The following is a 24,399-nucleotide window of genomic DNA, read 5'->3' as shown; positions in this document are numbered from 1 at the left end:
AACTCGGTGAGTGGAAGAATAGCGTGTTAAGCGGCAAAAGGAGCGGGTAGGCGGTGGTGCAATCTGTTTAGCGGTAGGCTTTTTGTGTTAAGCGGTAATGGATTGGTTTAAAAATGAAATGGCGGACTGAATGGTTTGGCTGTGACAGGGAGGAGACCACAGTGCGGCATGGTCTCGCACTGTGGTGGTTCATGTTCTCGCACTGTGATGGTTAATGAAAAACGCAGATCTAACGGCTACAGCGGTTCTTACTGGCTTCTTTCGCGCGGTACATGGCTTGGTCTGCATGATGGATGAGCGATGCAGCGTCACGTCCGTCTTCTGGGTAAATCGCAATGCCTAAACTGAGCGTCACTTCTACCGTGCTGCTCACGACACTCAATCCCGCTTTGGTTGACGACACCAGCTTGTTCGCCATCGCCATAACAGCATCATCATCTTCAACATTGGTCAGCAGAATAATGAATTCATCGCCGCCGATGCGGGCAACAAAATTACTCTCAGTGACCACGTCTTCAAAAATTCTTGCGGCGGTTTTTATCACTTCATCACCAATGTTATGCCCCAAGGTGTCATTGACGGCTTTGAAGTTATCAAGGTCTGCAAACATCACGGCGAATGACAAGTTTCCCTGCTGAGACTCTACCGTGATGTCAGACAGTCTCTCCATGATGAGTTGACGGGTTGGAAGACCCGTTAGCAAATCGTGGTGCGCAAGGTGAGTCAGTTCTTTCTGTAGCTTGTCTCGTTCAATGGCGTTGGCTTTGAACACCTCTAAGGTGCTTGCCATCGTTCCCAGCTCATCTTGTCGCTCCGACACAGAGATATTGGTGGTGAGATCGTTGTTAGCGAGCTTGTTCATGATTTTTGTCATCGAGACGATGGGGTCTGCAATGTTGGATGCCAATTGAAAGCCCGCAGCAAAGATGAAGATAAGCACTGCACAGCCAGCGAGAAGTAAGAAAGTCGTCATTTTATGGAGTGAGGCGAGAATCTCGGTTTGTTCGATTTCCGCGATGGCGGCCCATTTCAACCCCATAAACTCAATGGGTGTAAAAGCGGTGAATACCGGGACGCCACGATAATCGTTTTCGACAAAAATACCACTCAGACCTTTTAATGCAAAATCGGCGGATTGGGTGTCGACTCGGGTATTAAGTATGCTGTTTGCACCATAGAAGCGGGAGTCACTCCGCATGAGCTTATCTTGGCCAACGAGGAAGGTTTCACCGGTTAACCCCATGCCCGCAGAGACATGCATGACGGAGTTGAGCGTATCAATGGGCATTTGGAAGATCAATACACCGATGTATTGTCCCAAATCTGTGTGAATGGGCGCGGAGATAAAGCTGGCGGGTTTGTTGTTGCTAGTAGGGTGTCGACGATAATCGGTGATAAAAGAAACTCCCAGTGCAGGGTTTCGATTCACCAGTGTAAATGCTTCAGCAAGGTTGCTGTTTTTTAGCGTGCCCGTTAGTAGGTTTAATCCGAAGTCATTGTCCTTTTTGACTGTGTAAATAATGTTCCCTTGGGGATCTACTAACAAAATATCGTAATAGCCTCGCGTCGCAGCCAAATTTCTAAAATAATGGTGATACTGCTTGTGGCCCTCACTGTAGGAGGAACCATCTTCTGCGTAGAGTAGCGATTCTTTTTGACCTTGAACGAAAGGATTATTAAAAATGTACAGGTCTTGAATGGTTTCTTGTTTTGGGTTTTGTAGTTCATTCCATGAGGCTGATAACGACGTCATGGCATTTTTTGTGAGTGGGTTTTGAGAGTGAAATTTCACATCTTGATTAGTCACGTTGAAATGAAAAAGTAAGGACTCTTTTCTCGACTCCAAAAGCGCTGTTAGCTTGGACTCGGCAGATGCTATCAACTGGTTTGCTGCATAGTAGTGGGATACCGTCCCGATGAGTGCGGCTGAAATCAGGGCAAATGAAATCATGATCAGCGGTAATTTCTTCTTAATCTTTATATTCTCGAGCATTCGCAGCCACCATTCTTCCGCGTATAAAATATGAAACGGTACACGCTCCATTATAGGTACGGACAATGCGGTTTGATGGGCGTACACCCAATTGTTTTGAGGAATCATTTTATTAATCGATTCTCATCGCAAATTAAGAAATAAAGATCAAAAACAGCCGTCAATTTAATGGCGATATTTTTGGTTTGAAAATTAAAATTCAAACATGAAGGGGTGGGTATGAATGCCCTAATGACTTATTTACGTTAATAAAGTCTGTGAGAGAAAGGTTAGATTTAAATGCGGCTGGGATATTATCCCTTTTTTGTGAGGGTCAATAGTTTGACGTTGCAATGAAGGGAATTCCGTATTGATGGGTGAGTTTGAGCTCGCAGAATAACCATTAAGACGTCACGAAAAAGAAAAAACCCACCAGTGGAACTGGCGGGCTTTAGGGTTTCATTCACTCTCGTGGTTCACTGACACAGTGATCATCTGTGAGCGAGTAGATTATTTCTCCAACTGAATGTTTCTCACGCGGTAACTGATACCTGCTTGAGAGGCATTCCATTCGCCCAACGTTGCGAATGGCTTGTTCACTTTGGTGATATCCAACGCGCCAGTATTCAGATCAGACACAGGAATGGATACCTGATGCCACATACCGGTTGAAAGGCCACCAAGGAAATAGTCATCACCAGTGCCTTTGGTCGATTCCATCTTCACAACAATGTCGGTGCTTGGGTTTTCACCCGGGTTTGCAACCTCGCCATAGCTGTCGATGTAAATCTCAAAGTTCAATGTACCGCTGTCGGTAAATTGGATGAGGTTCTGAGTTGTTCCTTCTAGCGTGATGATGCCTTTGTAGTGCTCAGGGCTGCTTGCGTCATACGTGACAGTGAACTCACGGCTTGCGTCAGACGCATCCGGTTCCGTCGCGGTGACGTGGCCGCTGATGTTCGTCCAATCATCGGTGCGTACTTGCCATGAACCCAGTACTGGATCCCACGTGTTCCACACATCAACCACGTCATCCGTCACTGGCGGAAGGCTTGGTTCAGTAAAAACACTACAGGCAATCGCATCGTCGGCTTGGTCAACACTCTTCGGTACGAGACGCACTTCACCTAAGTTGAACTCAACAGCATCATCGGTGTAGATGAGGAAAGGTGTGTTCAAGATAGAGAATGCCATGCCTTGGTCTGCGAAACATTGCAGTGGGATCTTAATGGTTGTCCACTTGGTTTCATTCGCGCCTGATGGCGCAGGAAGCACCTTGTTAATGGCAACTTGACCTAAACATGGCCACTCACAGTGCATCGCCAATACCATGCTTTCTGGTGCCGCAGACTTCATGTCGATATCGAACTGCAGCGTTGCGTCAGCATTGAGGTAAGACTGTTTGTCAGTCACGGCTTGATCCAGCGTTTGCATGTAAACTTGCGCTGGCGAATCACCGTTGAATTTCACGTTAATGGCATCTTGCTGGTGGAGGTAATCCATTGGCGTTGTGGTCACTGAACCAATGGTGGTAGGTGTGCCGTTAGACACGTTCTCACCGACCCAACCATTCGCAGATCCCGCGATGCGAGGAACAAATTCACCTTCAGCGCTTCGACCATAAACTTCTAGGTTTGTGGTTGCGATGCCATTGTCTGGTGCATCTTGACCACAACCGTAGTCGCGAGGGTCAAGTTCCAGATTATTCAGATCGGCATCCACGCCCATGAGGTCGCTTTTCTTCGCATTGTAAGAAAGGCCATATCCATACGGGAACAAGGGTGCATGTTCGCCTTCAATGTCTTGTTCCATGTCTGGGGTGACATAGTCTTTCAAGTTTGGCGCTTTGCGGTTGATGGTGGTGGAACATTTCATCCCAGGCCAAGAGTATGACAAACGGCCTCGGAAGTTTTTCCCTTTTTCACGGAACAACACATCGGTAATACCGCCAGCTTCCGTGCCTGGTAACCAAGCTGCGACAAACGCATCTGAGTGATTGATTTCTTCATTGACGTAAAGTGGACGGCCAGAGAAGAACACGGTCACGACGGTGAAGCCACGATCTTTCAGTGATTTAATCAGTTCAAGATCGGCGGCATACGTGGATTTAAGTGATGCGTATTCAAGCGTTTTGGTGGCGTTGATGTCGCCAAACATTTCCGCATAAGCATCTTCACCTATCACGACAACGGCAATCGCGTCGTCTGGTGCAGTATCCACTTCGGTAAAGACGTTGTCTGTACCCACTTGATCGCGCATTGCCATCAACATGGTGGTTGCACCGGGGAAATCACGCTCTAGGGTGTTTTCAGTGCCTTGCCATGTGAGTGACCAGCCGCCTGTTTGCTTCTGAATGTCATTCGCTGCGCTACCTAACACAAGATAGTGTTCATCTGATGAAAGGGGCAGGGCGTCATTTTCATTCTTCAATAGAACCAATGACTGGCTAGCGGCTTTTCTCGCTAATTTACGGTGTTTGTCAGAACCCAGAATATCCTGTTGACCCGCCAATTGGCGTTGAGAAGGTTGTGGTTTCTTCCAAAGGTTTGCACGCATTTTCACGCGAAGAATTCGGGTGACCGCATCATCGATGCGTGACATAGGAATGGTGCCGTCATTCACTTGATCGATGACATTTTGATAGAACACAGTCCAGTCTTTACGCGCCGTGACCATGAAAACATCGTTTCCGGCTAATACGGCTTGTGGACAGTTCGATGCAGTACAGCCATTGATTTCACCGTGACCGTTCCAGTCTGTGACAACAATGCCGTCAAACCCCATTTTTTCTTTTAGTACATCGGTAACGAGGTACTTACTGCCGTGGAGTTTTTTGTTGTACTCGTCGGTGTTCATGACATCGTAGTTTTCTTCATTGTGCCAAGAGTTAAACGATGTCATGACCACTTGCGCACCCGCATCAAGGCCTGAGAAGTAGCCCGTCGCGTGAATGTTACGCAGATATTCTTCAGAGTAGTGGTTCTCACCGCGATCGACGCCTTTGTTGGTGCCGCCGTCACCGACCCAGTGCTTCACGTTAGAGATAACATGACGCTGGCTTTTTAGGCCTTTGGTGCCACCTTGCAAGCCTTCAACCATTTGGCCTGCGTATTGATAGATGATTTCAGGATCTTCTGAATACCCTTCATAAACGCGACCCCAACGGTAATCACGAGGAGAAGCAACGGTAGGTGCGAATGTCCAATCCAAACCTGTTGCTGATATCTCACGAGCGGTGGCTTTACCGATTTGCTTGATGAGTTTTGGATTGTTGGCGGCACCTAGGCCGATGTTGTGAGGGAATACCGTGGCGCGGAATACGTTGTTGTGGCCGTGTACTGCATCTGTCGCCCACATAAAGGGAATGCGAAAACCGCGATCGGCATAGGCTTCTTCAACAGCGAGGTAATACTTGTCAGCCTCTTCTGCCCAGTCCAATGCGGTGGCATATTTGTTTTCATCTGGCCAAGAACCACCACCGTTCAACAAAGAGCCCAATTTATATTGCTTTGCTTCTTCTGGCGTGACGCCACGAAGGTCGGGCTGGATCATCTGACCCACTTTTTCTTCAAGTGTCATCTGCGCCAAAATATCCGAGACTTTGGCTTCAATCTCAGGATCCTTTGCTACGGCGCTCTTTATTTCCGGCCAGTCGGGGAAATAGGGCACTTTTGATTCTTCCATACAGCCCGCTAGTAACACGAGCGACGCCATTCCTGACACTACTAACTTTCCTTTGAGCATACTGCCCCCTTTGAGGGTTATTTCTTTTTAAGATTGGTCACTCACCACAAGCATATGAACCAGAAAGCGCTTTCTTCGTCAGGCTGCTTGTGTCCCTCGAGTGGAAGATTGACGCGAATGTTCTCGACAACATTTCGCCAAAATTCTGGACAATCTTAGGGGCTGTTTTGGTGGTTTCAATAAGTACACATAAGGCAATCTTATCTTATTTAGTGTTCGATACACTTTCTTATTATAGAGAGCGCGCCGTAAAAAATCGGGGCGAAAAAATATGCTTTTCTTATCACTAATACCAAGTAAGTAGACAATCTTTTCTACACTTTAGGGGCAATTGTGAAAAAAAACACCCAACCGGTTGATAACGATAAGGATAAAACACATGAAGAAAACAGCAGTTTTGGTCGTTGGCGCGCTAATGCTTTCAGGGTGTGCACAACAAACATTTGTGGTGAATGACAAACAGGGAAACTTGGAAGAAGAGGCCATGCAGAGCTTTTTCGTTTCAGGTATTGGTCAAAAGAAAACCATTGATGCGGCGAGTATTTGTGGCGGTGCAGAAAATGTCGCAAAGGTTGAAGTGCAACAGACGTTTCTTGATGGTTTTTTAGGCGTTGTTACTTTCGGTATTTACACGCCGCGTGATGCGCGTGTTTATTGTCGCTAACGATGCGTGCTCGATCGGTAAGTATTTGAATGTTGCGTGCTCTGGATACGCATCGAATACGTGAATTCCTTTAAGCTAACGTGTGTTCCATATTTTACACAGTGCGCATAAAGAAAAAGCCTGACGACGAAAACGTGGTCAGGCTTTTGTGTTATTTACCGATGATTACGTTAGTTATACGCACGAGCAAACTTGCCGTTGGATGAAGCAAAGTATTCACCGACGTATGCAGGAATAAAGACAGATTCGCCTTTCTCCAGCGTCACGCTGTTTCCTTCCGCATCTTCTACGGTCAGTGTTGCATCAACGGCCAGCAAAATTTCAGCGCTGTTGGTGTGCAGCGATTCTTTTGCTGTTGCGTTGTAAACACTGAATTTGAAGTCAGGCACAGGAATAGGGTAATGCTCAGCATTGCCGACTTTCTCTGGTGCCAAACGGATAACGTCTTTTGCCATTGGTACACAACGTGTACACGCAGTTAGCTCTTGCACGTCCATGTGTTTAGGTGTGAGTCCTGCGCGCAGTACATTGTCAGAGTTGGCCATGATCTCAAGGCCTGTGCCTTTGATGTATGCATGGGGGGTGCATGCATCCAAGAACATGGCTTCGCCTGGCACCAATGTCAGCGTATTGAGGATAAGCGGCGAGAATAGGCCGATATCACCCGGGTATTGCTCAGACAACGTCAGCAGCAATGCAAACAATTCATCTGATTGGTTCTCTGTCGCAAATGCCAATAGTTCAGCAACTGCTGTGTCTTTTTGTTCGCCTTCAAGAGAGAGTAGCGCTTCAAAGAATGCACTTAGCCCTTGCTCGTTTTGGTTGGCATCAAGGTTGGCAACCAATGCTGAAAGCACGTCGATATTGAGCTGGTGGAAGAAAGCGAGAATATCAGAATAATCACGGAAACCATTCATCGCGGTGTATGGGGTCAGTGCGTAAACCAGCTCTGGTTTGTGGTTTGGATCTTTGTAGTTACGAAAGCTCGCAGACAGCGGAATACCAGCAGCTTCTTCTTTCGCATAGCCCGCTTCTGCTTGTGCTTTGCTCGGGTGAACCTGCACTGAAAGTGCATTGGCTGCACACAGCACTTTGAAAAGATACGGCAGTTCGCCAAACGTCTCTTGTGTTTGTTGGCCAATCATCTTGGCCATGTCGCCGCTGATAAAATCAGAGAGCAGCATTTGCTCACCGTTTACATCAATTTTTGAACAACCATTTGGGTGTGCGCCCATCCAAATCTCAGCTTGAGGCTTGTTGTCTGGGTTTGGCATATCGAAAAGCTCACCCAATGCGGTGTGGCTTCCCCAAGCATAATCTTGGATAACGTTGGTCAGCGGGAAAAAATGTTGGGTTGTCGAGGTCATAATGTTCTTCAATTTTTGCGCCAATTGGCGTGCTTTATTCTGTGTAAGTCAGCGTGACGCGTTGTCAGATTTCTGTGCTGACCGACGCGAGCAAAGTGTACCAGATGTTGTTTTCATTGCATTGACACGGTGGCGAAAAATCGCTCCCATTGGGTCTATAAGCAATGTTGCTCTTTCAACCATGGGAGCGATATAGGTGTGTCTGTTTAATTTATGCCGTTGCGGTTTCTGATGCTGCTACTTTTGATTGGCGCATTTTCTTCAGCGATACTGCAACCAGTGCTGTCACAATCGCACCTGCCGCCATACATGCCAGTGCAAGTACAGGTTTGTTCATCGCACCTAGGAGTGCAACCACAGGGCCACCGTGAGCGACGCTGTTGGTGATGCCGAATGAGAAGGCCATAACAGCGGCAACCATTGAGCCGATGACGTTCGCTGGAATCACAGACATTGGATCTTGTGCTGCGAATGGAATCGCACCTTCAGAGATACCCACCAAGCCCATTGCACCTGATGCTTTACCTGCTTCAATTTCAGATTCTTCGAAGATGTTGAACTTGCGGCCGATAACGGTTGCCAGTGACATACCCAGTGGCGCAACAGGGATGGCACACGCCATCGCCCCCATGAATTGTGTTTGGCCGCTTGCGATCATGCCAACAGAGAACAGGAAGGCCACTTTGTTGAATGGACCACCCATGTCGAAGCCAGCCATGCCACCAAGCACAATACCCAAAAGGATTACGTTACCTGTGCTCAGGTTGGTTAGCATGGTGTTCAAGCCTTCCATCAATCCTGCAATCGGTGCGCCGATAACAAAGATGAACAGACCTGCAATGAACAAGCTACCTGTGATTGGCGCGATCATGATGGGTACGAGAGGTTGAATGAACTTGTGATAATTGCGCGTCGCAATCCATTTCACAAAGTAACCGACCAACAGACCCGCAACGATGGCACCGATGAAACCTGTACCCGCCTCAGCGCCATAGAACGAACCATTGTTGGCAATCCAACCACCGATAAGACCCGGCGCCAGACCTGGACGGTCAGCAATCGCGTAAGCAATGTAACCAGAAAGAATTGGGATCATCAGGGTGAAGGCAACCACGCCCACATCCAGCACTTTGTTCCACAGGCTACCAGGAGGAATCGCCATGCCTGCTTCTGAGGGTTGACCACCAATCGCCAGTGCTAAAGCAATCAGCAGACCACCGGTTACAACGAACGGGATCATGTGTGATACGCCGTTCATGAGGTAGCGGTACAAATCTGAACGTGCTTGTGATGACTTGCTTTCAGTGCTCTCGCTTGACCCTTCATCAGAAGACGCCGCGTATGCTGGCGCGTCAAGTGCTTGGGCAATCAGGCCTTTCGCATCTTTGATAGGCGCTTTTACGCCAGTTTTGATCAAGCGTTTACCCGCAAAGCGCGCCATGTCGACCTGTTTGTCACAGCTCACGATGATGGCTTCTGCGCGTGCAATTTCTTCTGCGGTTGGGCTGTTTTTCACGCCGATAGAACCGTTGGTTTCTACCTTCATTTCATAGCCCATTGCCGCCGCGCCTTTTTCAAGGGCTTCAGCCGCGAGATAAGTGTGTGCGATACCCGCAGGGCAACCTGTTACGCCAATCAGCAAACCTTTGTTCGCTTCAATGGCTTGTTCGTCGGCTTTCTTTTCCATCAGAAGTGCTAGTGCATCTGATGCAGAGGTTGCTTGCATGAATTGTTCAATGAAGCCGTCTTCAATCAATTTTGACGACAATTCAGCAAGCACTTCGATATGGTGGTTTGCGCCGCCATCTGGCGAAGCAATCATGAAAAAGAGTTTTGAAGGCTGACCGTCTTCGGCACCGTATTCAATGCCATCACGGCTGATACCAATCGCAACCGCAGGGTTCGAGACCGCGGCACTTTTTGCGTGTGGCAGTGCAACACCGTCTTCAAAACCTGTGTTACCCAATGCTTCACGTGCATGGATGTCAGCGAGGAATTGGGTTTTGTCACTGACTCGGCCTTGAGCGTGAAGCAGTTCAATCATTTCGACGAACACGTCTTCTTTGGTGGTCGCTTTCAGGTTTAAGCAAATCAGCGCTTCGTTGATTAACGTATTAATCATGAGTTTTACCTCTGAATGTTGTTCTTATTGTATGGGCATATTTTCCCGTGACAGGGCGAGACTCGAAAGAGGAAAAGAAAGGCTTTTACTGGAAAAATGTAACATTGATTTGTTGGTGTGATCTGTTTCTCACTGGGGGTTATGTGAAGGTAATATCGGGTAAAAAATAAAAAAAGCTTATATGCAAGGGGTTAAATGGTATTTTTGTCGTCATGCTTGCAGGGTATAAAAGACGGTTTATTTCTTTTGACTAGAAATTCGTAACCGAAAGGCGGGGTTTGTATTCTCATTTTATTGAGCAAGGTCACGAATTTACAGCGGTTTGTTCTGAAGTGCTCGGCAGTCGCCAAAATGGGGCAGATAATGCGCGCCATGTTTTCGCGTAAGAATAGATGTTATGAGTCAGGTCTTTTCGCTGTTGCTCGACAACCTTTTGGGGGAAAGAGAGCATTTCAATCGCATTTGGTTTGCGAGCGACCAAGTCACACCACCCACCTTCAGCTATCAAGTCAACTTTCCGCGCCTTGAATTGGTGATCAGCGGTGAATATCCCAACCAAATAGAAAACGCCGATAAGTCGATCAGCGAAGTGACCTTGTTTGCGGGCGATGCGCTTTATGTGCCACCCAATAGTTGGAATAAACCCAACTGGGAAACAGATTGCTCCGTGTTGAGTTTACTGTTTGGTAAGCGACAACTTGGGTTTAGCTTGGTGGGGAAGGCGAAAGCCCAGCCGAATTTTTATGACGTACAAAAACACAGTATTCAAACCCGTACTGGCCATGCCATCGACCACATTCTTAGTGCGTTGAACAGTTTGGCGAAAGAGCCTGTTCAGTCACCGATGGACAGCCACCTGCTGCACGCTTTATTAAGCTACAGCCAGCAAATGTTGCTTGCGCCAGAAGCGGGGCGTCGCAATCGCGTTGAAGATTTGTATCAAGGGATTTGTATCTACATTCAAGAGAACTTCCACCGCGACATCAGCAGAGAGTCTATTGCTTCGCGCTTCAGTATTACACCCAATCACTTGTCGCGGTTATTTCGCCAACAAGGCCATATGCGAATGGCGGATTACATCACCTGGGTACGTGTTGATCGGGCGAAATTCATGTTGAAGCGATATGACTTTCGATTAAGCGAAGTGGCAACGCGATGCGGCTTTCAAGATGTGAACTATTTCTATCGTGTGTTTAAAGCTAAAACTGGGTTAACGCCGTCTGAGTATCGTGGTAGCAACTATGCCCAATCTTCCTGAGGATAACGCTCAACGTTGTCGCTTTAGTGGTTAGTTAATGCGGTTTCCAGTGAATGAAGCACGATAGTTTCGACAATGTCTAACGAGGTGTTTTCCTCAAGGTAACGGCAAAACGTCTTGTCGAGAAGCTGCTGTGAAAATGTTGAAAAGGCCACGATATGCTCTCGTACGGGCGGCTTGGGTAACATTACACCAATAACACGCGTTACCTCCCCACGTTTTGACAGCCAATCGAGCGGTTGTGCCGTGGAGGCAATAAAAATGTGAATCTGACTAACCAAAGGTGTCATTACATGGGGAAGTGCAACCCCATTGCCCATGCACGTCGATGAAACGTTTTCTCGCGAGTACAAAGCATTAAACAACGCTTCTTGGGTGGACTCTTCGTTATGTTCATTTTGGGCGACGCGCAAGGCAAATTCCGCCAGTAGCGCGTGTTTATCAAGGTTCGACTGGGGAGCTTGATAAACCTGATATGAGAAAGGCAGTGAGATAAAGGTGCTGGTGGGTGTCGCTTTAGCACGCTTACCGCCGCATACCAAGACACCGTGCTCCGCAGCGAAATCGGTTAGAACCATGGCAGCAAGTTCGGCATCATTGCCTTCAATCAGCAATTGGCAAAGGTCATTGGGGCGCGAGCTAAGACTCAGAATACGGATAGGCTGTTCCGCGTTCGCGGCATTGCGCTGAGAAAGGTTGCAAAATACGGTGACGGAGCGGAATAAACCCGCCAATGTTTTTAATCGATTCAGCTTCCATGCTGGTAAACCTTCTTCGCCGATCAGAAAGGTGATGCGCCGACTGATGGTGGGCATTGTCATAACGCTTTGCAGCGCTCCAACACTCTGACTGGGTCTGTCAGTACTTCCTCAATAGTGACACAGTGGATTTTGCTTCCAGAGAAACGGGCTCTGTCTTCAATCTCAATGTCAGACGCAATCAGCACAACGTCCGCCTGTGCAATGTCACGAATGCTTAATGGGTTTTCGATGCCCATCGCCCCTTGGGTTTCGACGCTAATGTGAATGTTTTTTTGTACCGCTGCTTTTTTCAATTCAGCAGCGGCCATGTAGGTATGCGCAATGCCTGTAGGACAAGCGGTTACAGCGACAATTTTCATAGTGCTATCTTTTCGATTAAAAAGTAAATCTCGCACGGCGTGCGTGCTAGAGGGCGCGCATTGTCTACGAAGACTTGCGCAACGTCAGTGACTTAGCCCACGTTGTTGAAACGTGATGTGTCGCTTTTGCCATATGGGCAGTGGCGGCATCCATTTCCACAGCAGGTGCCACGCTTCAAGTGATACCAAGCAGAGAACACCATAAAACCATTTTCCACGGTGTAATCCAGCCCTTCAATAAGTTCAGGGCTGTTTGCATAGGGTTTAGCTAAGCGTATCAAGTCATTGACGCTGTATTCTTGATATAGCACGTCTAATTCTTGGTTAATGAGCTTTGCTAAACACGTTGGGCACAAGCATGCCAAATTGTTCTTATCGGCAACGGGCAATATGTGTGGATATTGCATGCACCAACACGCGCCAGTATCGGCTGTGCAGGTGAGTGGAGCGTCGCACTGAGGGCATGATGTCATCGTTGTATCTTCGTGTAATTGAGCAAAGCCTTTCACCGATAAGCGTATCGGCGAAGTATGAAGCACGCATTCTACCTAATTTTATACCTTTCCTTCACCCTCGGATTCATCGGGTGTCCGTCATGCTCCAGTGAAACCCAAGCGAAATCCACGTGAAACCTTTCACACTTGAGGGGCCCTCGTGCGATCCACTTCTCTAATTTATGTCTTACACTTTACTGATAAACGAAATGATAATAATTTGCATTCAAGTTATTTTTGGAGTGAATATAAATGGAACATGAACAGGCTTTTCATCATGACCCTCTGCTTAGAGTCCGAGATCTGTGTGTTGATTACATCATGGATGATGGTCACTTCCGAGCCGTAAACACCGTAAGTTTTGATATTGGTCGCGGCGAGATATTTGGTTTGGCGGGTGAATCTGGGTGCGGAAAAAGCACCATCGCATTCTCTGTGAACAGCTTGCACAAACCGCCTGCGTTTATCTCTGGTGGCGAGATTTGGCTTGAAGACCGTAATCTTCGTGAATTGGCGGAAAAAGATCTCAACATGGTCCGATGGAGTGAAATTGCCATGGTGTTCCAAAGTGCCATGAATTCGTTGAATCCTGTGTTGACGGTGCAAGAGCAGTTCGTTGACGTGATCCAATGGCACAAAGGATGGAACAAAGAAGATGCGATTGATCGTGCAATGAAAATGATGGATCTAGTGAACATTCCACGAGAGCGTATTTTGGATTATCCCCATCAGTTCAGTGGCGGTATGCGTCAGCGTTTGGTGATTGCGATAGCGCTGAGCTTGAGCCCAAAACTGATCATCATGGATGAGCCAACGACAGCGCTGGATGTGGTGGTACAGCGTGAAATTCTTCAGCAGATATTCTCATTAAAAGAAGAATTTGGTTTCTCAGTGCTTTTCATCACACACGACTTGGCGCTAATGACCCAGCTAAGCGATCGCATTGCCATCATGCGACACGGTGAAATTGTCGAGGTGAATACCTCGAGCCGTATTCGCAATCAGCCTGAGCACCCTTACACACAACAACTTTGGGCATCATTCCCCAATATTCATGATCGCGACGCCAGTAAAGAGAAATTTGAACAAGGAGAGCCCGCATGACGCTGCCATTGACCCAAGAGTCACCGATCATTCAATTGAAGAATGTCTCTAAGAACTTTGCTGTCGGTGGCGGGTTTTCAAAACAAGATGTGTTTCAGGCGCTGCGTGGCGTGAGTTTCGACCTTCACAAAGGTAAAACCCTCGCTCTGGTAGGAGAATCAGGGTGCGGAAAAAGTACGGTCGCGCGTTTAATCACCAAAGTGCACGATGTGTCTTCTGGAGAGATCTTATTCAAAGGACAGAATATCAACGACATTCGTTCTGGTAAGCCACTCCGTGACTATCGCAGCAATGTCCAAATGGTGTTTCAAGACCCCTTTGGTTCTTTAAATCCTGCACATACGATTGATCATCACGTTGCTCGCCCGTTGAAAATTCACAATGCGATCGCCAGTAAAGCGCAATTAAAAGCGCGCCAGCGCGAACTGATGGAAATGGTGGAATTAGATTCTGCATGTTTATCTAAATTTCCACACCAACTCAGTGGGGGGCAACGCCAACGCGTCAACCTTGCAAGAGCATTGGGGGTCGGCGCAGAAATCATTCTGGCTGATGAGCCTACTTCCATGCTGGATGTGTCTATTCGTCTGGGTGTGTTGAACCTTATGCAGCGAATGAAAAAAGAGATGGGAATAGGTTTTCTGTATATCACCCATGATCTTGCTACGGCGCACTATATCGCAGAGGAAACGGCAGTGATGTACCGCGGTCAAATTGTGGAGTGGGGTGATACGCAGTCTATTCTCTCGAATCCTCAGCACCCTTACACCCAATTGCTGATTTCTGCGGTGCCTGATCCTGATACGCCATTCAGTGAACTGATTAAGCAAACGGATAATTATTCGGCGAATGCCGATGAAATTCGTGCGCTCAGTGAAAAGCTTCAGCCTGTGATCAATCAGGTGAGTGACAATCACTTTGTACGTTGTTGGGAGTCCGCAGCATGACGAATACATTTGAACCTGAAATGACGGTGAATGAATGGCTATCTTTGGCACAGCAATGGTACTGCAATCAGAACATCAATGAGATCTGCTGTTTAGAAGAATTGGTTAAACATGTGCCAGCTGCATTGTATGACCCACACATTGATGAGGCGAAAAGTTTAGCCATTGGATATTGGATGGATGCGTGTATGCGCATTCATCATCACTCTGCTTCTCTTGGCGAGGTGGAAACAGCTTATGGATTTCTTCAGTTTAGCTACAGCAAGATGCAAGAAATGGCGAGTGATATTCGACATGAATTAGAGGTTAAGAAGTGGTGTTTGCAGCGCATGGACACACTTATTGTGGTGTTATTGGAGTTTTGTCAGAGCCAGTGCGCAGAATACTGGCAAAAAGAAGCTAAAACCCTGATAGAAGCCCATGTTTCCTTCATGACCGCGCAACATCATCTCAATTTGTCTCAAGAGGTCATTTCAGCGTAAATATGCTCAAAGGCTGCATGAATACTGCATATCAGATGGTTGTTAATGATTTGTTGCATTTTGGCCGGTGTTGTGGTTTTGATTATTTGAGGCATAAATTAATTTAAAGGCTCATTTTAGAGACGAACAGGAAGTGCGAATCAAGATATATCTATGGCACGTCACACCTGAAATATCTTGAATCGGTTTTGTTCGTCGGCTAAATAACTACCATCTAAATTCAATTTTACATACCTCAGCACCTTTATTGGCTCAAAGGTGAGGTTACACAATTTTTAGAGGAAAGCGCTTCCAAAGCGCAGTTTTGCTATTGGCAATCTGAAACAAGGTCTTTCATGACGGGAAACACTACTTTAGTCATGGAGGCAATATGAGTAATGCAGCATCAAACGGTGAAGGGAAGATGAGCCTCACCGCCAAGGTGATTGTCGGGTTAGTCGCCGGTATTCTTCTTGGTTTAACCATTAACATTTTGGGTTTAAACCCAGCAGGTGGCTTTGTTGACACCTACATCACAAATGGCTTGTTCCACGTCGTGGGCAAGATGTTTGTTAACGCGCTGAAAATGCTCGTTGTACCTCTCGTACTGTTCTCATTGATATGCGGTGTCTGTGGCATCGGTGATATCAAAATGTTGGGAAGAGTTGGTTCGAAATCTTTCGGTCTCTATATCCTTACTACAGCCATTGCGATTGCTGTGGCGATCACTGTTGCAGTTATCTCTGGTATCGGCAGTGGTATGGACATGGCGACGGAATCTGCGTTCTCTGGACGTGAAGCGCCACCGCTGTCTCAAGTTCTGATCGACATCATTCCAAACAACCCAATCAACGCACTGTCTGAAGGTGAAATGCTGCAAATCATCTTCTTCGCGATTTTGATGGGTGTTTGTATCTTGATGGTTGGTAAGCCAGCCAAGAAAGTGGTTGAGTTGGTAGAAGTGCTTAACGAAATCATGATGAAGATGGTTACCGTTATCATGGAAATCGCACCATATGCCGTTTTCTGTTTGATCGCGAAAGCCATGGCAAACCTTGGTCTTGCGTTGTTCGCGCAGTTGATTGGCTACGTTGTGGTTCTGATCGCTGTGTTGATGCTGCACCTGTTTGTTGTGATTCCATTTATCCTCAAACTCTTCTCTGGTCTAAGTGTTACGACCTTCTTGAAGAAAGCACGCAACATGCAAGTGTTCGCGTTCAGTACTGCAAGCTCGAATGCGACCATTCCTGTTACGCTACGTACTGTGACTGAGCGTTTAGGCGTTCGTAACTCTGTGGGTTCATTCACTGTTCCGTTCGGCGCAACCATCAACATGGATGGTACGGCGATCATGCAGGGTGTGGCGACAGTGTTTATCGCGAACATTTACGGTGTTGAGCTTGGTTTGGCCGGTTATGTCACTGTGATCATGATGGCTGTACTTGCTTCTATCGGTACTGCGGGTGTGCCAGGTGTTGGTTTGATCATGCTGTCGATGGTATTCGCTCAGGTTGGTCTGCCACTTGAAGGCATCGGTCTGATCCTGGGTGTTGACCGTCTGCTTGATATGGTTCGTACTGCAGTCAACGTTACTGGTGATGCTGCGGTTAGCTGTATTGTTGCGAAGAGTGAAGGCAAATTGGACGAATCCATCTTTAACGATCCGAAAGCGGGTGTCGTTGCTGGTGTTGATATCGACCATGATGCAGAAAAAGAACTGGCAGACGTTGCGAAAGGTTAATCTTTTGCAGCGATGCTAAATGTGAAAGAGGCACCTAGCTGTGCCTCTTTTTGATCGTGTTGATTGAACCGTTAGTTTGCCGAAGGCGCGCTTGAGGTGAGGGGCAAACGCGGTGTGATTACCACTAGCCACACACTCAATGCGATGGCGACACTGGCGTGTGCAATCAGAATTTCGATGCTGGATGTCGACCACTGACCAACCCCAAATGCCATGCCTGCCAATACCACCAATCCTGCAAGCGACCACATAAACCCGCTTTTCCCCAATGGCTTATCTCCATGAGTAACGGCGCGTGTTGAAACGCATAACGACAAGGCAAATGCGAACGCCAAGAGCATGCAATAAAGGAAACTCGGCTGAATTTGAGTGGCTGCGAATGGTGCGATGAAGAGCGCTACCGCGAACCACAATCTCGCTTTAAGAAGAAGCGAGGTACCTCGATGTGATGCATGAGAAACATAGAGGACAATCGCTAAAGACAACGCGCCGACGACAGCACCAGCAAGCACGTCAGTCACATAATGCACACCCAAATATACACGGCTGAGTGCAACCAGCGCGGCGGGGACAAGCCATATCCACAGTGCTTTTTTGCCCGTTTGTTTTACCCAGCTATACACCAAGCCCCACACTGCAAAGGCAGTTGCCGTATGACCACTTGGAAAGGCAAAGCCGGACGCTAGATCGCGTTGAAGATCTGGGAAGACGTAAAAAGGTCTAGGCACAGAAAAATGTAATTTTCCAAAATGCGTGATGACCGTTACCAACACCGCAACCAAGACAACACTGGCGGTTCGCTTTAAACCGCCTGTCGCCATCGCGATAGGGAGCAGCAAGAAAAACAGTGCGCCATTACCGAGTGTTGATACAGCAAAGAGTCCCGCTGATAAAAGGCTTGATAGGGAAGGTGGCAGACGTTCAATAAACTGTTGAAAATGTCGGTTTAGCCCTGAATTCCACACGGTAAATGCGGATGCTATGTGTGAAAAATTCTGTGAGATATCGAGTGTGCTAGGCGTGGCTGATAGCAAGAGCTCTGGGAACAAGGCGACCTGCTTTGGAAAACGCGCATCATCCAGCATGGCGTCGTTGGGCGCCATCATGTATACGGCACGCACCTCACGACCAAAATGTTCAGCGTTCCAAGCGGCAACAGCAGCATGTTGAATTTCGTAATCTTGGGAGGCAGTGTCATGAACGGGTATAGGTGACAAGGCAACACAGTCATAAATAATGGCGTTGTCCTGCCTAATGAGCTCTCCTACGGCTTTAACAGCAATACCGGTTTCCTCAAGTGTTTCTCGAACGGCTGCGTCACTTGGGGTATCCGTATCGACATATCCACCAGGAATAGAGATGCGATTATTGAGAATATCACGCGTAACTAAAACACGGCCTTGGGCGTCAGAGACGAAGCAAGCAGCGCCTTTTATCTGTTGGGCATCGTTTGTTGCAGAAAGTGTCGATAAAGAGATAAATGACAGGAATAGAAAGAGAAGGGTGTTACGCATCATGCTGGCTCGAATCTGAATGTTGGCTGCATTGTAGCTGACTTACCCCTGAGATGCCTGAACGCTAGCAATGAAAGTGAAATCTTCTTTCTAGATATTAAATTTACATCATTAAGGTGTTGGTTTTTCGTGTTATTTGACTCATTGATAAGCCATTCTGGTGTCTTTTTGAACGCTTGAACAAAATAACGCAAAAAAGGTATTTACAGGTTCGCGGTAGGCCTATAATATTCGCCGCACCACGGAGAGATGGCTGAGTGGTTTAAAGCACCGGTCTTGAAAACCGGCGAGGGTTTATAGCCCTCCTAGGGTTCAAATCCCTATTTCTCCGCCACATTCTAGAAATTGGATGGCAACATCGAGTTTCAAAAGAATTGGAGCGGTAGTTCAGTTGGTTAGAATACCGGCCTGTCACGCCGGGGGTCGCGGGTTCGAGTCCCGTCCGCTCCGCCAACACAACGAAGCCTCAGCAGTAATGCTGGGGCTTTTTTGTATCTATCGAATTTGGTTTTGGACTCTCACGAGCCTTCGGCTGAGTCCCGGACGTGCGCGCCCCCGGCCGCTCCGCCAACACAACGAAGCCTCGCTAGCTCATTCTAGAAAAGAGCGCGGGGCTTTTTTTGTATGTATCAAATTGGGACTTAGACTCTCGCGAACTTGATTGAGAGTGAATGTTATGGCTTTTGAAAGTAGAAAGGCCGCAGCTCTTGTCATAAAGAGTCAGCGGCCTTTTACGTGCTTTTCTAATGCTATGTGTTACACGGGCTTCACGAACTGTTTTGGAGCTACATCTAAATTTGTTAGCAAGCGAATTCTTCTTCCGCTTAACCCTGGGCTCATCCCACCGATTCTTTGCCATGTTGACCAGCCTGGTACGCCGTCACTCTTGTCGAAATATTTGTTCTGATCGATATCGCCAATATGGTGGGTTGTCGTTGGATCTCCGACAGTAAACGCGTGGTCAGTCTGTCCGCATGTTGTGGGCGCGACAGGCGCTTCCATTCTGTCACTGCTACCGAATGCATTTACTGCTCTAAGCACTTCACCGCCTCGCAATACTGTGTCTCTCGTCGGGCTGCTTGATGCGATAGATACGCTAAATTTAGGGCTCTTTTCTCCACAACCGTCTCGCAATATTTCTAGAAGGCGTGTTGTGTATGAAAAAGCTCTCGCAGTGAAACTCTCATCAAGGTGACACAAAACAACACTGTCCGAATAATCTTCCACAATGATCAAGCAGTGACAAGGGCCGACGCCTGTTGTGGTGAGTACTGTTTTGACTTGATCTGGAAATTTTTGAGGTTGAAAGCAGAACCCAGCATAGCCTTGAGGAACAACCAGAATTTTCCTTGCCTCATCCAATGGTTTTGACAACCTTCCTGTCTCTTGAATCTTGATCATGCAGAAATATCCTTTTTAATCTGAATGTTACCAGTTCGTAACGCTGAATATACGCAACGTTCACATGCAAATTTTTTGCTTGGGTGATACGTCCACTAAATCGAAATCCTACTCACGGCACATCCCAACGTACTGCTGGGCTCATAGTATGAGCGTAATTTAAACAGTGGAATGTTTTGCGGGATGAATTGGAGGATTTTTGAAAACCAAACAGTTCACATGTGACTAACGCATCAATATATTGTAACCTTGTCGCTACCAAAGTATCAAATTTAAGACAATAATCTTACACTGGAAACAAATCTTGGCGTAATTCCTTTTACGAGAAGCGTTTTTCTATGAATTGAGATGTACTCAGTGTGCAAATAGTAAAGCACTTAGAAGCACATCAAATTGAAAAATAAGCCTTTTTATTTCTAAGTGTTTACAGGTTTCTAACGCAGTGATTAGCGTTGGTTAGAAGAATTTACTGTGAAAGGATGTCGCAGTAATACGGGGAAACAGTATAGATATGGTATTCACGGACGACGTAAAACGCGCGCTTTCAACCCCTATCTCAAACGAACAGCCATGTGGCAAATACTTAAAAGCTGACCGAACGACGTTTAGACCATTAAGAAATGAATTTAATGTTGCCCAAACCGCGCTTAGGAAGCTTGCGCAAAATCCCGATGAAACAGAGTTGGATAATTTGCAGGAAGAGAACCTGCAAGCATGGAAGCAGCTCGGTACGAGCTTAAAAATAACATTCGAAACGGAAAGTCGCGACATTGAACTGATTGGTTGGATGCTTGCTGTTCAGCTCATCGTGGATAACAGAATCGCTGGCGCTTCAAATCTTATCGAATGGTTGAGTGAGCTTGTTGAGAATGAGTGGGAAATCCTCAATCCAGTTTTGCCGCAAGAGAAACTGAAAGGAAAGGGGGAAGAAGCCCAAAAAGAGCAGTTTGAGGCGAAGGTGAAAGCCTTTTTTCAAATATGTGGAGACAGTGAAGACAGTAGCCTTTTATATGCCCCGCTTCTTATGCTGCCATTGGTGGGCGACATCACTTTTTTTCAGTACCAAAGTGCTGAGAACAAAGGCGGTGCACCTCAGTTACGCCAGCAAGCAGGGCAACTTCTTGCGTCTCAAAAAAGCTTTGTTCAAGAGCGAATCGATAACTTAGAACGTTTGTCCAATCTCTTTTTATCGGTATCGGAATGCATTAATAAGCGCGCACAACCGATGTTGGTCAAAGGCGTTAATTTTACCTTCGCCTTATCACTCATTTCAAAAGTTCAAAGTGCAATTACCTATCTCTCGGGTTTAAAGCCTGCGAAGGAAAATACCGATTCTTCCTTAAGTCAAAATTACTCAAGCCAAGACAATAACGAACTAAGCGAGTTAGCTGCTGCAGAGAACTCTTCTCATTCCGAAAGTCAGCACACTGTACCTCAAGCGGTTGTCTCGGTGTCCGAAACCGCAAGCTTCGCAGAGGCAGCAAAAATGAACAACATGAACCGAGACCAAGCGTTCGTCCAACTGCGAGAGTTGGCGGAGTATTTCCGTGTCAGTGAACCTCATAGTCCCGTCTCTTTTCTTTTAGAAAAAGCCATTCGTTGGGGCTACATGCCGTTGCCGGAACTCATGAGTGAACTGTTGGTGGGAAGAGAAAACGATCAAGACAAAATTTTCAATCTTATCGGCTTAGATAATGAAGAAAGGGTAGTGCTGCCCGATGTTACATCTGGAACGCCAACACACGTTTCTTCTAAGCCTGCACGAAATTCAGCTCAGGATGGTGCACCCCATAGTGCTGAGCCGAAGGAAACACCCAAGGAGAGCTCTAGTAAATCCTCAAATGGTTCGACGGGTTTACGTTGGTAGGGTCGGATTTGTTCACAAATAAATAGGGAAAATTATGGCAAGTATTTTTATGCGCATTGATGGCGTGGACGTTAAGGGTGGAGCAACAATTGCTGGATTAGAAGGCACTGGCTGGTTTGCGATCAGTTCGTACAAATGGGGTGGCGTACGAAATGTCGCAATGGATATCGGTAATGCTAACAACGCTGACTCAGGCATGGTAGCGATTACAGAGGTGAATTTCACCAAGCAAGCCGATGGCGCTTCTGAAGATTTGCTGTCTTTTCTGTTTAACCCAGGCAAAGAAGGGAAAATGGTTGAGATCGCCTTTACTAAGCCAGAATCCGGTGGTCAAGGCGCAGTGGTTTATTTCCAAATTAAACTCTCCAATGCACGTCTAGTGTCTTACAACGTTGAAGGTTCAGATGGGTCTCAACCTGTTGAGAAAGTAGCACTTTCTTATATTGAAATCTCTCAAAAACATAACTATGAGCTTGAAGATGGTGAGTTGAAAGATGGCGGTATCGTCACCTACAACGTGCCTCAAGGCAAGTTGCTATCAGGTGCTAAGTAATCGATAAGCGCCTGTTTATGTGGTCGGCGCTTTTTCTTAGTGACGTAAAATTTAAAATGGAATTGTGTTATGGCACTGAATGCACAACATAAACGGGTAAGTAAGAACCGAGTCAGTATTACTTATGATGTGGAAACAAATGGGGCCGTAGAAACCAAGGAACTGCCTTTTGTGGTAGGTGTTATTGGTGACTTCTCTGGCCATAAACCTGACTCTGACAAAACGGACTTGGAAGAGCGTGAATTTACTGGTGTTGATAAAGACAACTTCGACTCGGTGATGACGCAAATCCACCCGCAACTTAGCTACAAAGTTGACAATAAATTGGCAGACGATGACAGCCAATTCGAAGTTAACCTTAGCTTTCAGTCAATGCGCGACTTTCACCCTGAAAGTTTGGTTGATCAGATTGATCCACTGAGACAATTGGTTGAAACACGCAACCAGCTTAAAGATCTGCTGAGCAAAGCAGATCGCTCTCGTGACCTTGAGCGCCTTCTCAAAGAAGTTCTGCAAAGCACAGACGCAATCCAAGGATTGGCTGATGAGCTTGGCGTGAAGAAGGAAGGGGAAGAGTAATGTCGACTGAACAACAAACAAACCAAGCCGGTGCAGAAGCATCAGAAGGCCAAGCGAGCTTTCTTGAACGTGCGATCACTGCAACCACGCAAACACCGCCTGATACAACCAAAGAGTTGCTTTCGAATCTTACTTCTCAAGTGCTTGATGGAACCGTTACGTGGGACAAAAACCTCACGTTGACGATTGAAAAGGCCATTGTCGCGATCGACGAAAAAATTTCAGAACAGCTACAAACTGTGATGAAAGAAAAAGACTTTCAAAAGCTTGAAGGTACCTGGCTCGGCTTACAGAAATTGGTGAAAAACAGCGATTTGGGCCCTGACCTGAAAATTAAACTGGCTGACTACACCAAGCAAGAATTGCTAGAGCAATTTGAAGATGCACCAGCGATCGATCGCAGCCGTTTCTTCACCATGATTTACCAAGAAGAGTTTGGTACTGCGGGTGGTCAACCTTATGGTGCGCTGATTGGTGATTATGAGTTTGGCTACGGCGATGAAGATGTGGCACTGCTGCGTTACATGGGTGAAGTAGCTTCTGCTTCTCATGCCCCTTTTGTTGCCGCTGCGAACGCGAGCATGTTCGATTTTGATTCATTCCAAACATTCCAAGAAGGCAAGCCGGTTGCAGCAGGTTTTGATTCGCCAGCATACGCAAGTTGGAATGCATTCCGTGCCAGTGATGACAGCCGTTATGTGGCGTTAACGCTACCTAAAACCCTCGCGCGTCTGCCATATGGTGAAGGCACCATTCCTGTGAAATCTTTTGCTTTTGAAGAGCTGAAAAAAGGCGCTGATGGTTCAGCCGTACCAGAGTCTGAAGATGACTTCGTATGGAGTAACGCGGCGTATGATTACGGTCTCAACTTGACCAATGCGTATCGTCAGTTCGGCTGGTGTACTGCTATCCGTGGGAATGACAACGGTGGTAAAGTGGAAAACCTGCCTAACTTTACTTTCAAGAACGATGCTGGCGACCTCCTTCAGCAATGTCCTACCGAAGTTAACCTAACGGATGAGCGTGAAAAAGAGCTTAGCGACTTAGGTTTCTTGCCGTTGGTTCACTACAAAAACACCAACTACGGTGTGTTCATGGGTGCGCAAACAGCGCATAAACCTAAGACATATACCGACCCTGAAGCGACAGCGAACGCTGCCATTTCAGCGCGCCTGCCATACACCATGGCAAGCAGCCGTATTGCGCACTTCTTGAAAGTGATGGGACGCGACAAGATTGGTTCACACCTTGAAGCCACCGATGTCGAAAAAGAGCTCAATACTTGGATTCACCAGTATGTTAACCCAAATGCAATCGGCAATGAGGCGAAAGCCCGCCACCCATTGGTTGAAGCGAAAGTCACCGTTCAGGAGCAAGCCGGTAAGCCTGGCGCGTACTCTGCGGTAGCGTATCTTCGCCCTTGGCTGCAAATGGAAGAATTGACGACCTCCTTACGGATGGTTGCCAATATTCCAGGCTAATTCAATTAGC

The 24,399-nt window shown here is 47.0% G+C and carries 19 protein-coding genes and 2 tRNA genes; 12 read left to right on the top strand and 9 right to left on the bottom strand.

The features are described from left to right. Nucleotides 1-229: 229 nt before the first annotated feature. Entirely contained in the window at nucleotides 230-1,993 is a 1,764-nt protein-coding gene (locus tag BCT27_RS08845; protein ID WP_198597533.1) for a sensor domain-containing diguanylate cyclase, read from the bottom strand. A 489-nt stretch (nucleotides 1,994-2,482) separates the two neighbouring features. After that, entirely contained in the window at nucleotides 2,483-5,686 is a 3,204-nt protein-coding gene (locus BCT27_RS08840) for a glycoside hydrolase family 3 protein (protein WP_102395578.1), read from the bottom strand. 409 nt (nucleotides 5,687-6,095) lie between these two features. Here BCT27_RS08840 and BCT27_RS08835 point away from each other — a divergent pair, with 409 nt between their 5' ends. After that, on the top strand, nucleotides 6,096-6,380 hold the full coding sequence (locus tag BCT27_RS08835) for a Bor family protein (protein WP_102259709.1): 285 nt from the start codon (nucleotides 6,096-6,098) through the stop codon (nucleotides 6,378-6,380). A 170-nt stretch (nucleotides 6,381-6,550) separates the two neighbouring features. On the opposite strand, the gene manA is transcribed toward BCT27_RS08835, so the two are convergent. Both manA and BCT27_RS08825 read right to left on the bottom strand, forming a co-directional pair. Continuing rightward, a complete protein-coding gene (gene manA, locus BCT27_RS08830) occupies nucleotides 6,551-7,747 on the bottom strand; it encodes a mannose-6-phosphate isomerase, class I (protein ID WP_102395577.1) in 1,197 nt (398 codons plus the stop codon). 211 nt (nucleotides 7,748-7,958) lie between these two features. Continuing rightward, nucleotides 7,959-9,869, bottom strand: a complete 1,911-nt coding sequence (locus BCT27_RS08825) for a PTS fructose transporter subunit IIABC (RefSeq protein ID WP_102318708.1) — start codon at nucleotides 9,867-9,869, stop codon at nucleotides 7,959-7,961. Nucleotides 9,870-10,266: 397 nt separating this feature from the next. On the opposite strand from BCT27_RS08825, the gene BCT27_RS08820 reads away from it, so the two are divergent. After that, the gene (locus tag BCT27_RS08820) at nucleotides 10,267-11,127 is read left to right on the top strand and encodes a helix-turn-helix transcriptional regulator (protein ID WP_102318707.1); all 861 of its coding nucleotides are present in this window, start codon (nucleotides 10,267-10,269) and stop codon (nucleotides 11,125-11,127) included. 23 nt (nucleotides 11,128-11,150) lie between these two features. On the opposite strand, the gene BCT27_RS08815 is transcribed toward BCT27_RS08820, so the two are convergent. The 3 genes from BCT27_RS08815 to BCT27_RS08805 form a co-directional block, all read right to left on the bottom strand. Next, on the bottom strand, nucleotides 11,151-11,948 hold the full coding sequence (locus tag BCT27_RS08815) for a PTS sugar transporter subunit IIA (protein WP_102395576.1): 798 nt from the start codon (nucleotides 11,946-11,948) through the stop codon (nucleotides 11,151-11,153). Continuing rightward, nucleotides 11,945-12,247 (bottom strand): PTS fructose transporter subunit IIB, encoded by a 303-nt coding sequence (locus BCT27_RS08810; RefSeq protein WP_102318705.1) that lies wholly within the window; start codon nucleotides 12,245-12,247, stop codon nucleotides 11,945-11,947. The genes BCT27_RS08815 and BCT27_RS08810 overlap by 4 nt, the downstream gene beginning before the upstream one ends. A gap of 92 nt (nucleotides 12,248-12,339) precedes the next feature. Continuing rightward, nucleotides 12,340-12,720 carry a C1orf53 family protein gene (locus BCT27_RS08805; protein ID WP_338417997.1) on the bottom strand — a complete coding sequence of 127 codons (381 nt, stop codon included), beginning with the start codon at nucleotides 12,718-12,720 and terminating at the stop codon, nucleotides 12,340-12,342. A 273-nt stretch (nucleotides 12,721-12,993) separates the two neighbouring features. Here BCT27_RS08805 and BCT27_RS08800 point away from each other — a divergent pair, with 273 nt between their 5' ends. From BCT27_RS08800 to BCT27_RS08785, 4 genes are all read left to right on the top strand, one after another. Then, nucleotides 12,994-13,845: an ABC transporter ATP-binding protein gene (locus BCT27_RS08800; RefSeq protein ID WP_102318703.1), complete on the top strand. Its 852-nt coding sequence runs from the start codon at nucleotides 12,994-12,996 to the stop codon at nucleotides 13,843-13,845. Then, nucleotides 13,842-14,792 carry an ATP-binding cassette domain-containing protein gene (locus BCT27_RS08795; protein ID WP_102395574.1) on the top strand — a complete coding sequence of 317 codons (951 nt, stop codon included), beginning with the start codon at nucleotides 13,842-13,844 and terminating at the stop codon, nucleotides 14,790-14,792. Before BCT27_RS08800 ends, BCT27_RS08795 begins: the two co-directional genes overlap by 4 nt. Continuing rightward, a complete protein-coding gene (locus BCT27_RS08790) occupies nucleotides 14,789-15,274 on the top strand; it encodes a hypothetical protein (protein ID WP_102318701.1) in 486 nt (161 codons plus the stop codon). Before BCT27_RS08795 ends, BCT27_RS08790 begins: the two co-directional genes overlap by 4 nt. Before the next feature lie 370 nt (nucleotides 15,275-15,644). Next, nucleotides 15,645-16,994: a dicarboxylate/amino acid:cation symporter gene (locus tag BCT27_RS08785; protein ID WP_102318700.1), complete on the top strand. Its 1,350-nt coding sequence runs from the start codon at nucleotides 15,645-15,647 to the stop codon at nucleotides 16,992-16,994. A 71-nt stretch (nucleotides 16,995-17,065) separates the two neighbouring features. Here the strand turns inward: BCT27_RS08785 and BCT27_RS08780 are convergent, their stop codons facing one another. Then, a complete protein-coding gene (locus tag BCT27_RS08780; protein WP_102395573.1) occupies nucleotides 17,066-18,511 on the bottom strand; it encodes a bifunctional NUDIX hydrolase/phosphatase PAP2 family protein in 1,446 nt (481 codons plus the stop codon). 240 nt (nucleotides 18,512-18,751) lie between these two features. On the opposite strand from BCT27_RS08780, the gene BCT27_RS08775 reads away from it, so the two are divergent. Both BCT27_RS08775 and BCT27_RS08770 read left to right on the top strand, forming a co-directional pair. Next, nucleotides 18,752-18,842, top strand: a tRNA-Ser gene (locus BCT27_RS08775). A 42-nt stretch (nucleotides 18,843-18,884) separates the two neighbouring features. After that, nucleotides 18,885-18,961: transfer RNA gene (locus BCT27_RS08770), tRNA-Asp, on the top strand. 303 nt (nucleotides 18,962-19,264) lie between these two features. Here the strand turns inward: BCT27_RS08770 and BCT27_RS08765 are convergent. Next, on the bottom strand, nucleotides 19,265-19,909 hold the full coding sequence (locus tag BCT27_RS08765) for a hypothetical protein (RefSeq protein ID WP_102318698.1): 645 nt from the start codon (nucleotides 19,907-19,909) through the stop codon (nucleotides 19,265-19,267). A 511-nt stretch (nucleotides 19,910-20,420) separates the two neighbouring features. On the opposite strand from BCT27_RS08765, the gene BCT27_RS08760 reads away from it, so the two are divergent. From BCT27_RS08760 to tssC, 4 genes are all read left to right on the top strand, one after another. Next, the gene (locus tag BCT27_RS08760; RefSeq protein ID WP_102395572.1) at nucleotides 20,421-21,776 is read left to right on the top strand and encodes a type VI secretion system protein TssA; all 1,356 of its coding nucleotides are present in this window, start codon (nucleotides 20,421-20,423) and stop codon (nucleotides 21,774-21,776) included. Nucleotides 21,777-21,810: 34 nt separating this feature from the next. Continuing rightward, nucleotides 21,811-22,329, top strand: a complete 519-nt coding sequence (locus BCT27_RS08755) for an Hcp family type VI secretion system effector (protein WP_102318696.1) — start codon at nucleotides 21,811-21,813, stop codon at nucleotides 22,327-22,329. A 69-nt stretch (nucleotides 22,330-22,398) separates the two neighbouring features. Beyond that, nucleotides 22,399-22,908: a type VI secretion system contractile sheath small subunit gene (gene tssB / locus BCT27_RS08750; protein WP_102318695.1), complete on the top strand. Its 510-nt coding sequence runs from the start codon at nucleotides 22,399-22,401 to the stop codon at nucleotides 22,906-22,908. Further along, on the top strand, nucleotides 22,908-24,389 hold the full coding sequence (gene tssC / locus BCT27_RS08745) for a type VI secretion system contractile sheath large subunit (RefSeq protein ID WP_102318694.1): 1,482 nt from the start codon (nucleotides 22,908-22,910) through the stop codon (nucleotides 24,387-24,389). The genes tssB and tssC overlap by 1 nt, the downstream gene beginning before the upstream one ends. The last annotated feature ends 10 nt before the right edge of the window (nucleotides 24,390-24,399 follow it).

This window comes from Enterovibrio norvegicus (assembly GCF_002876705.1).
Taxonomy (GTDB): Bacteria; Pseudomonadota; Gammaproteobacteria; order Enterobacterales; family Vibrionaceae; genus Enterovibrio; species Enterovibrio norvegicus_B.
The sequence above is the reverse complement of the archived record's forward strand: the minus strand, read 5'-3'. Positions and strand labels throughout refer to the sequence as shown.

Bases quoted from the DNA above. Each gene is read 5' to 3' on its own strand.
- BCT27_RS08760 (WP_102395572.1), top strand. From the start codon at position 20,421: ATGGTATTCACGGACGACGTAAAACGCGCGCTTTCAACCCCTATCTCA.
- BCT27_RS08785 (WP_102318700.1), top strand. From the start codon at position 15,645: ATGAGTAATGCAGCATCAAACGGTGAAGGGAAGATGAGCCTCACCGCC.
- BCT27_RS08845 (WP_198597533.1), bottom strand. From the start codon at position 1,993: ATGCTCGAGAATATAAAGATTAAGAAGAAATTACCGCTGATCATGATT.
- BCT27_RS08805 (WP_338417997.1), bottom strand. From the start codon at position 12,720: ATGACATCATGCCCTCAGTGCGACGCTCCACTCACCTGCACAGCCGAT.
- BCT27_RS08840 (WP_102395578.1), bottom strand. From the start codon at position 5,686: ATGGCGTCGCTCGTGTTACTAGCGGGCTGTATGGAAGAATCAAAAGTG.
- BCT27_RS08780 (WP_102395573.1), bottom strand. From the start codon at position 18,511: ATGATGCGTAACACCCTTCTCTTTCTATTCCTGTCATTTATCTCTTTA.
- BCT27_RS08815 (WP_102395576.1), bottom strand. From the start codon at position 11,948: ATGACAATGCCCACCATCAGTCGGCGCATCACCTTTCTGATCGGCGAA.
- BCT27_RS08835 (WP_102259709.1), top strand. From the start codon at position 6,096: ATGAAGAAAACAGCAGTTTTGGTCGTTGGCGCGCTAATGCTTTCAGGG.
- tssC (WP_102318694.1), top strand. From the start codon at position 22,908: ATGTCGACTGAACAACAAACAAACCAAGCCGGTGCAGAAGCATCAGAA.
- BCT27_RS08790 (WP_102318701.1), top strand. From the start codon at position 14,789: ATGACGAATACATTTGAACCTGAAATGACGGTGAATGAATGGCTATCT.
- BCT27_RS08825 (WP_102318708.1), bottom strand. From the start codon at position 9,869: ATGATTAATACGTTAATCAACGAAGCGCTGATTTGCTTAAACCTGAAA.
- BCT27_RS08800 (WP_102318703.1), top strand. From the start codon at position 12,994: ATGGAACATGAACAGGCTTTTCATCATGACCCTCTGCTTAGAGTCCGA.
- BCT27_RS08755 (WP_102318696.1), top strand. From the start codon at position 21,811: ATGGCAAGTATTTTTATGCGCATTGATGGCGTGGACGTTAAGGGTGGA.
- tssB (WP_102318695.1), top strand. From the start codon at position 22,399: ATGGCACTGAATGCACAACATAAACGGGTAAGTAAGAACCGAGTCAGT.
- BCT27_RS08795 (WP_102395574.1), top strand. From the start codon at position 13,842: ATGACGCTGCCATTGACCCAAGAGTCACCGATCATTCAATTGAAGAAT.
- manA (WP_102395577.1), bottom strand. From the start codon at position 7,747: ATGACCTCGACAACCCAACATTTTTTCCCGCTGACCAACGTTATCCAA.
- BCT27_RS08810 (WP_102318705.1), bottom strand. From the start codon at position 12,247: ATGAAAATTGTCGCTGTAACCGCTTGTCCTACAGGCATTGCGCATACC.
- BCT27_RS08765 (WP_102318698.1), bottom strand. From the start codon at position 19,909: ATGATCAAGATTCAAGAGACAGGAAGGTTGTCAAAACCATTGGATGAG.
- BCT27_RS08820 (WP_102318707.1), top strand. From the start codon at position 10,267: ATGAGTCAGGTCTTTTCGCTGTTGCTCGACAACCTTTTGGGGGAAAGA.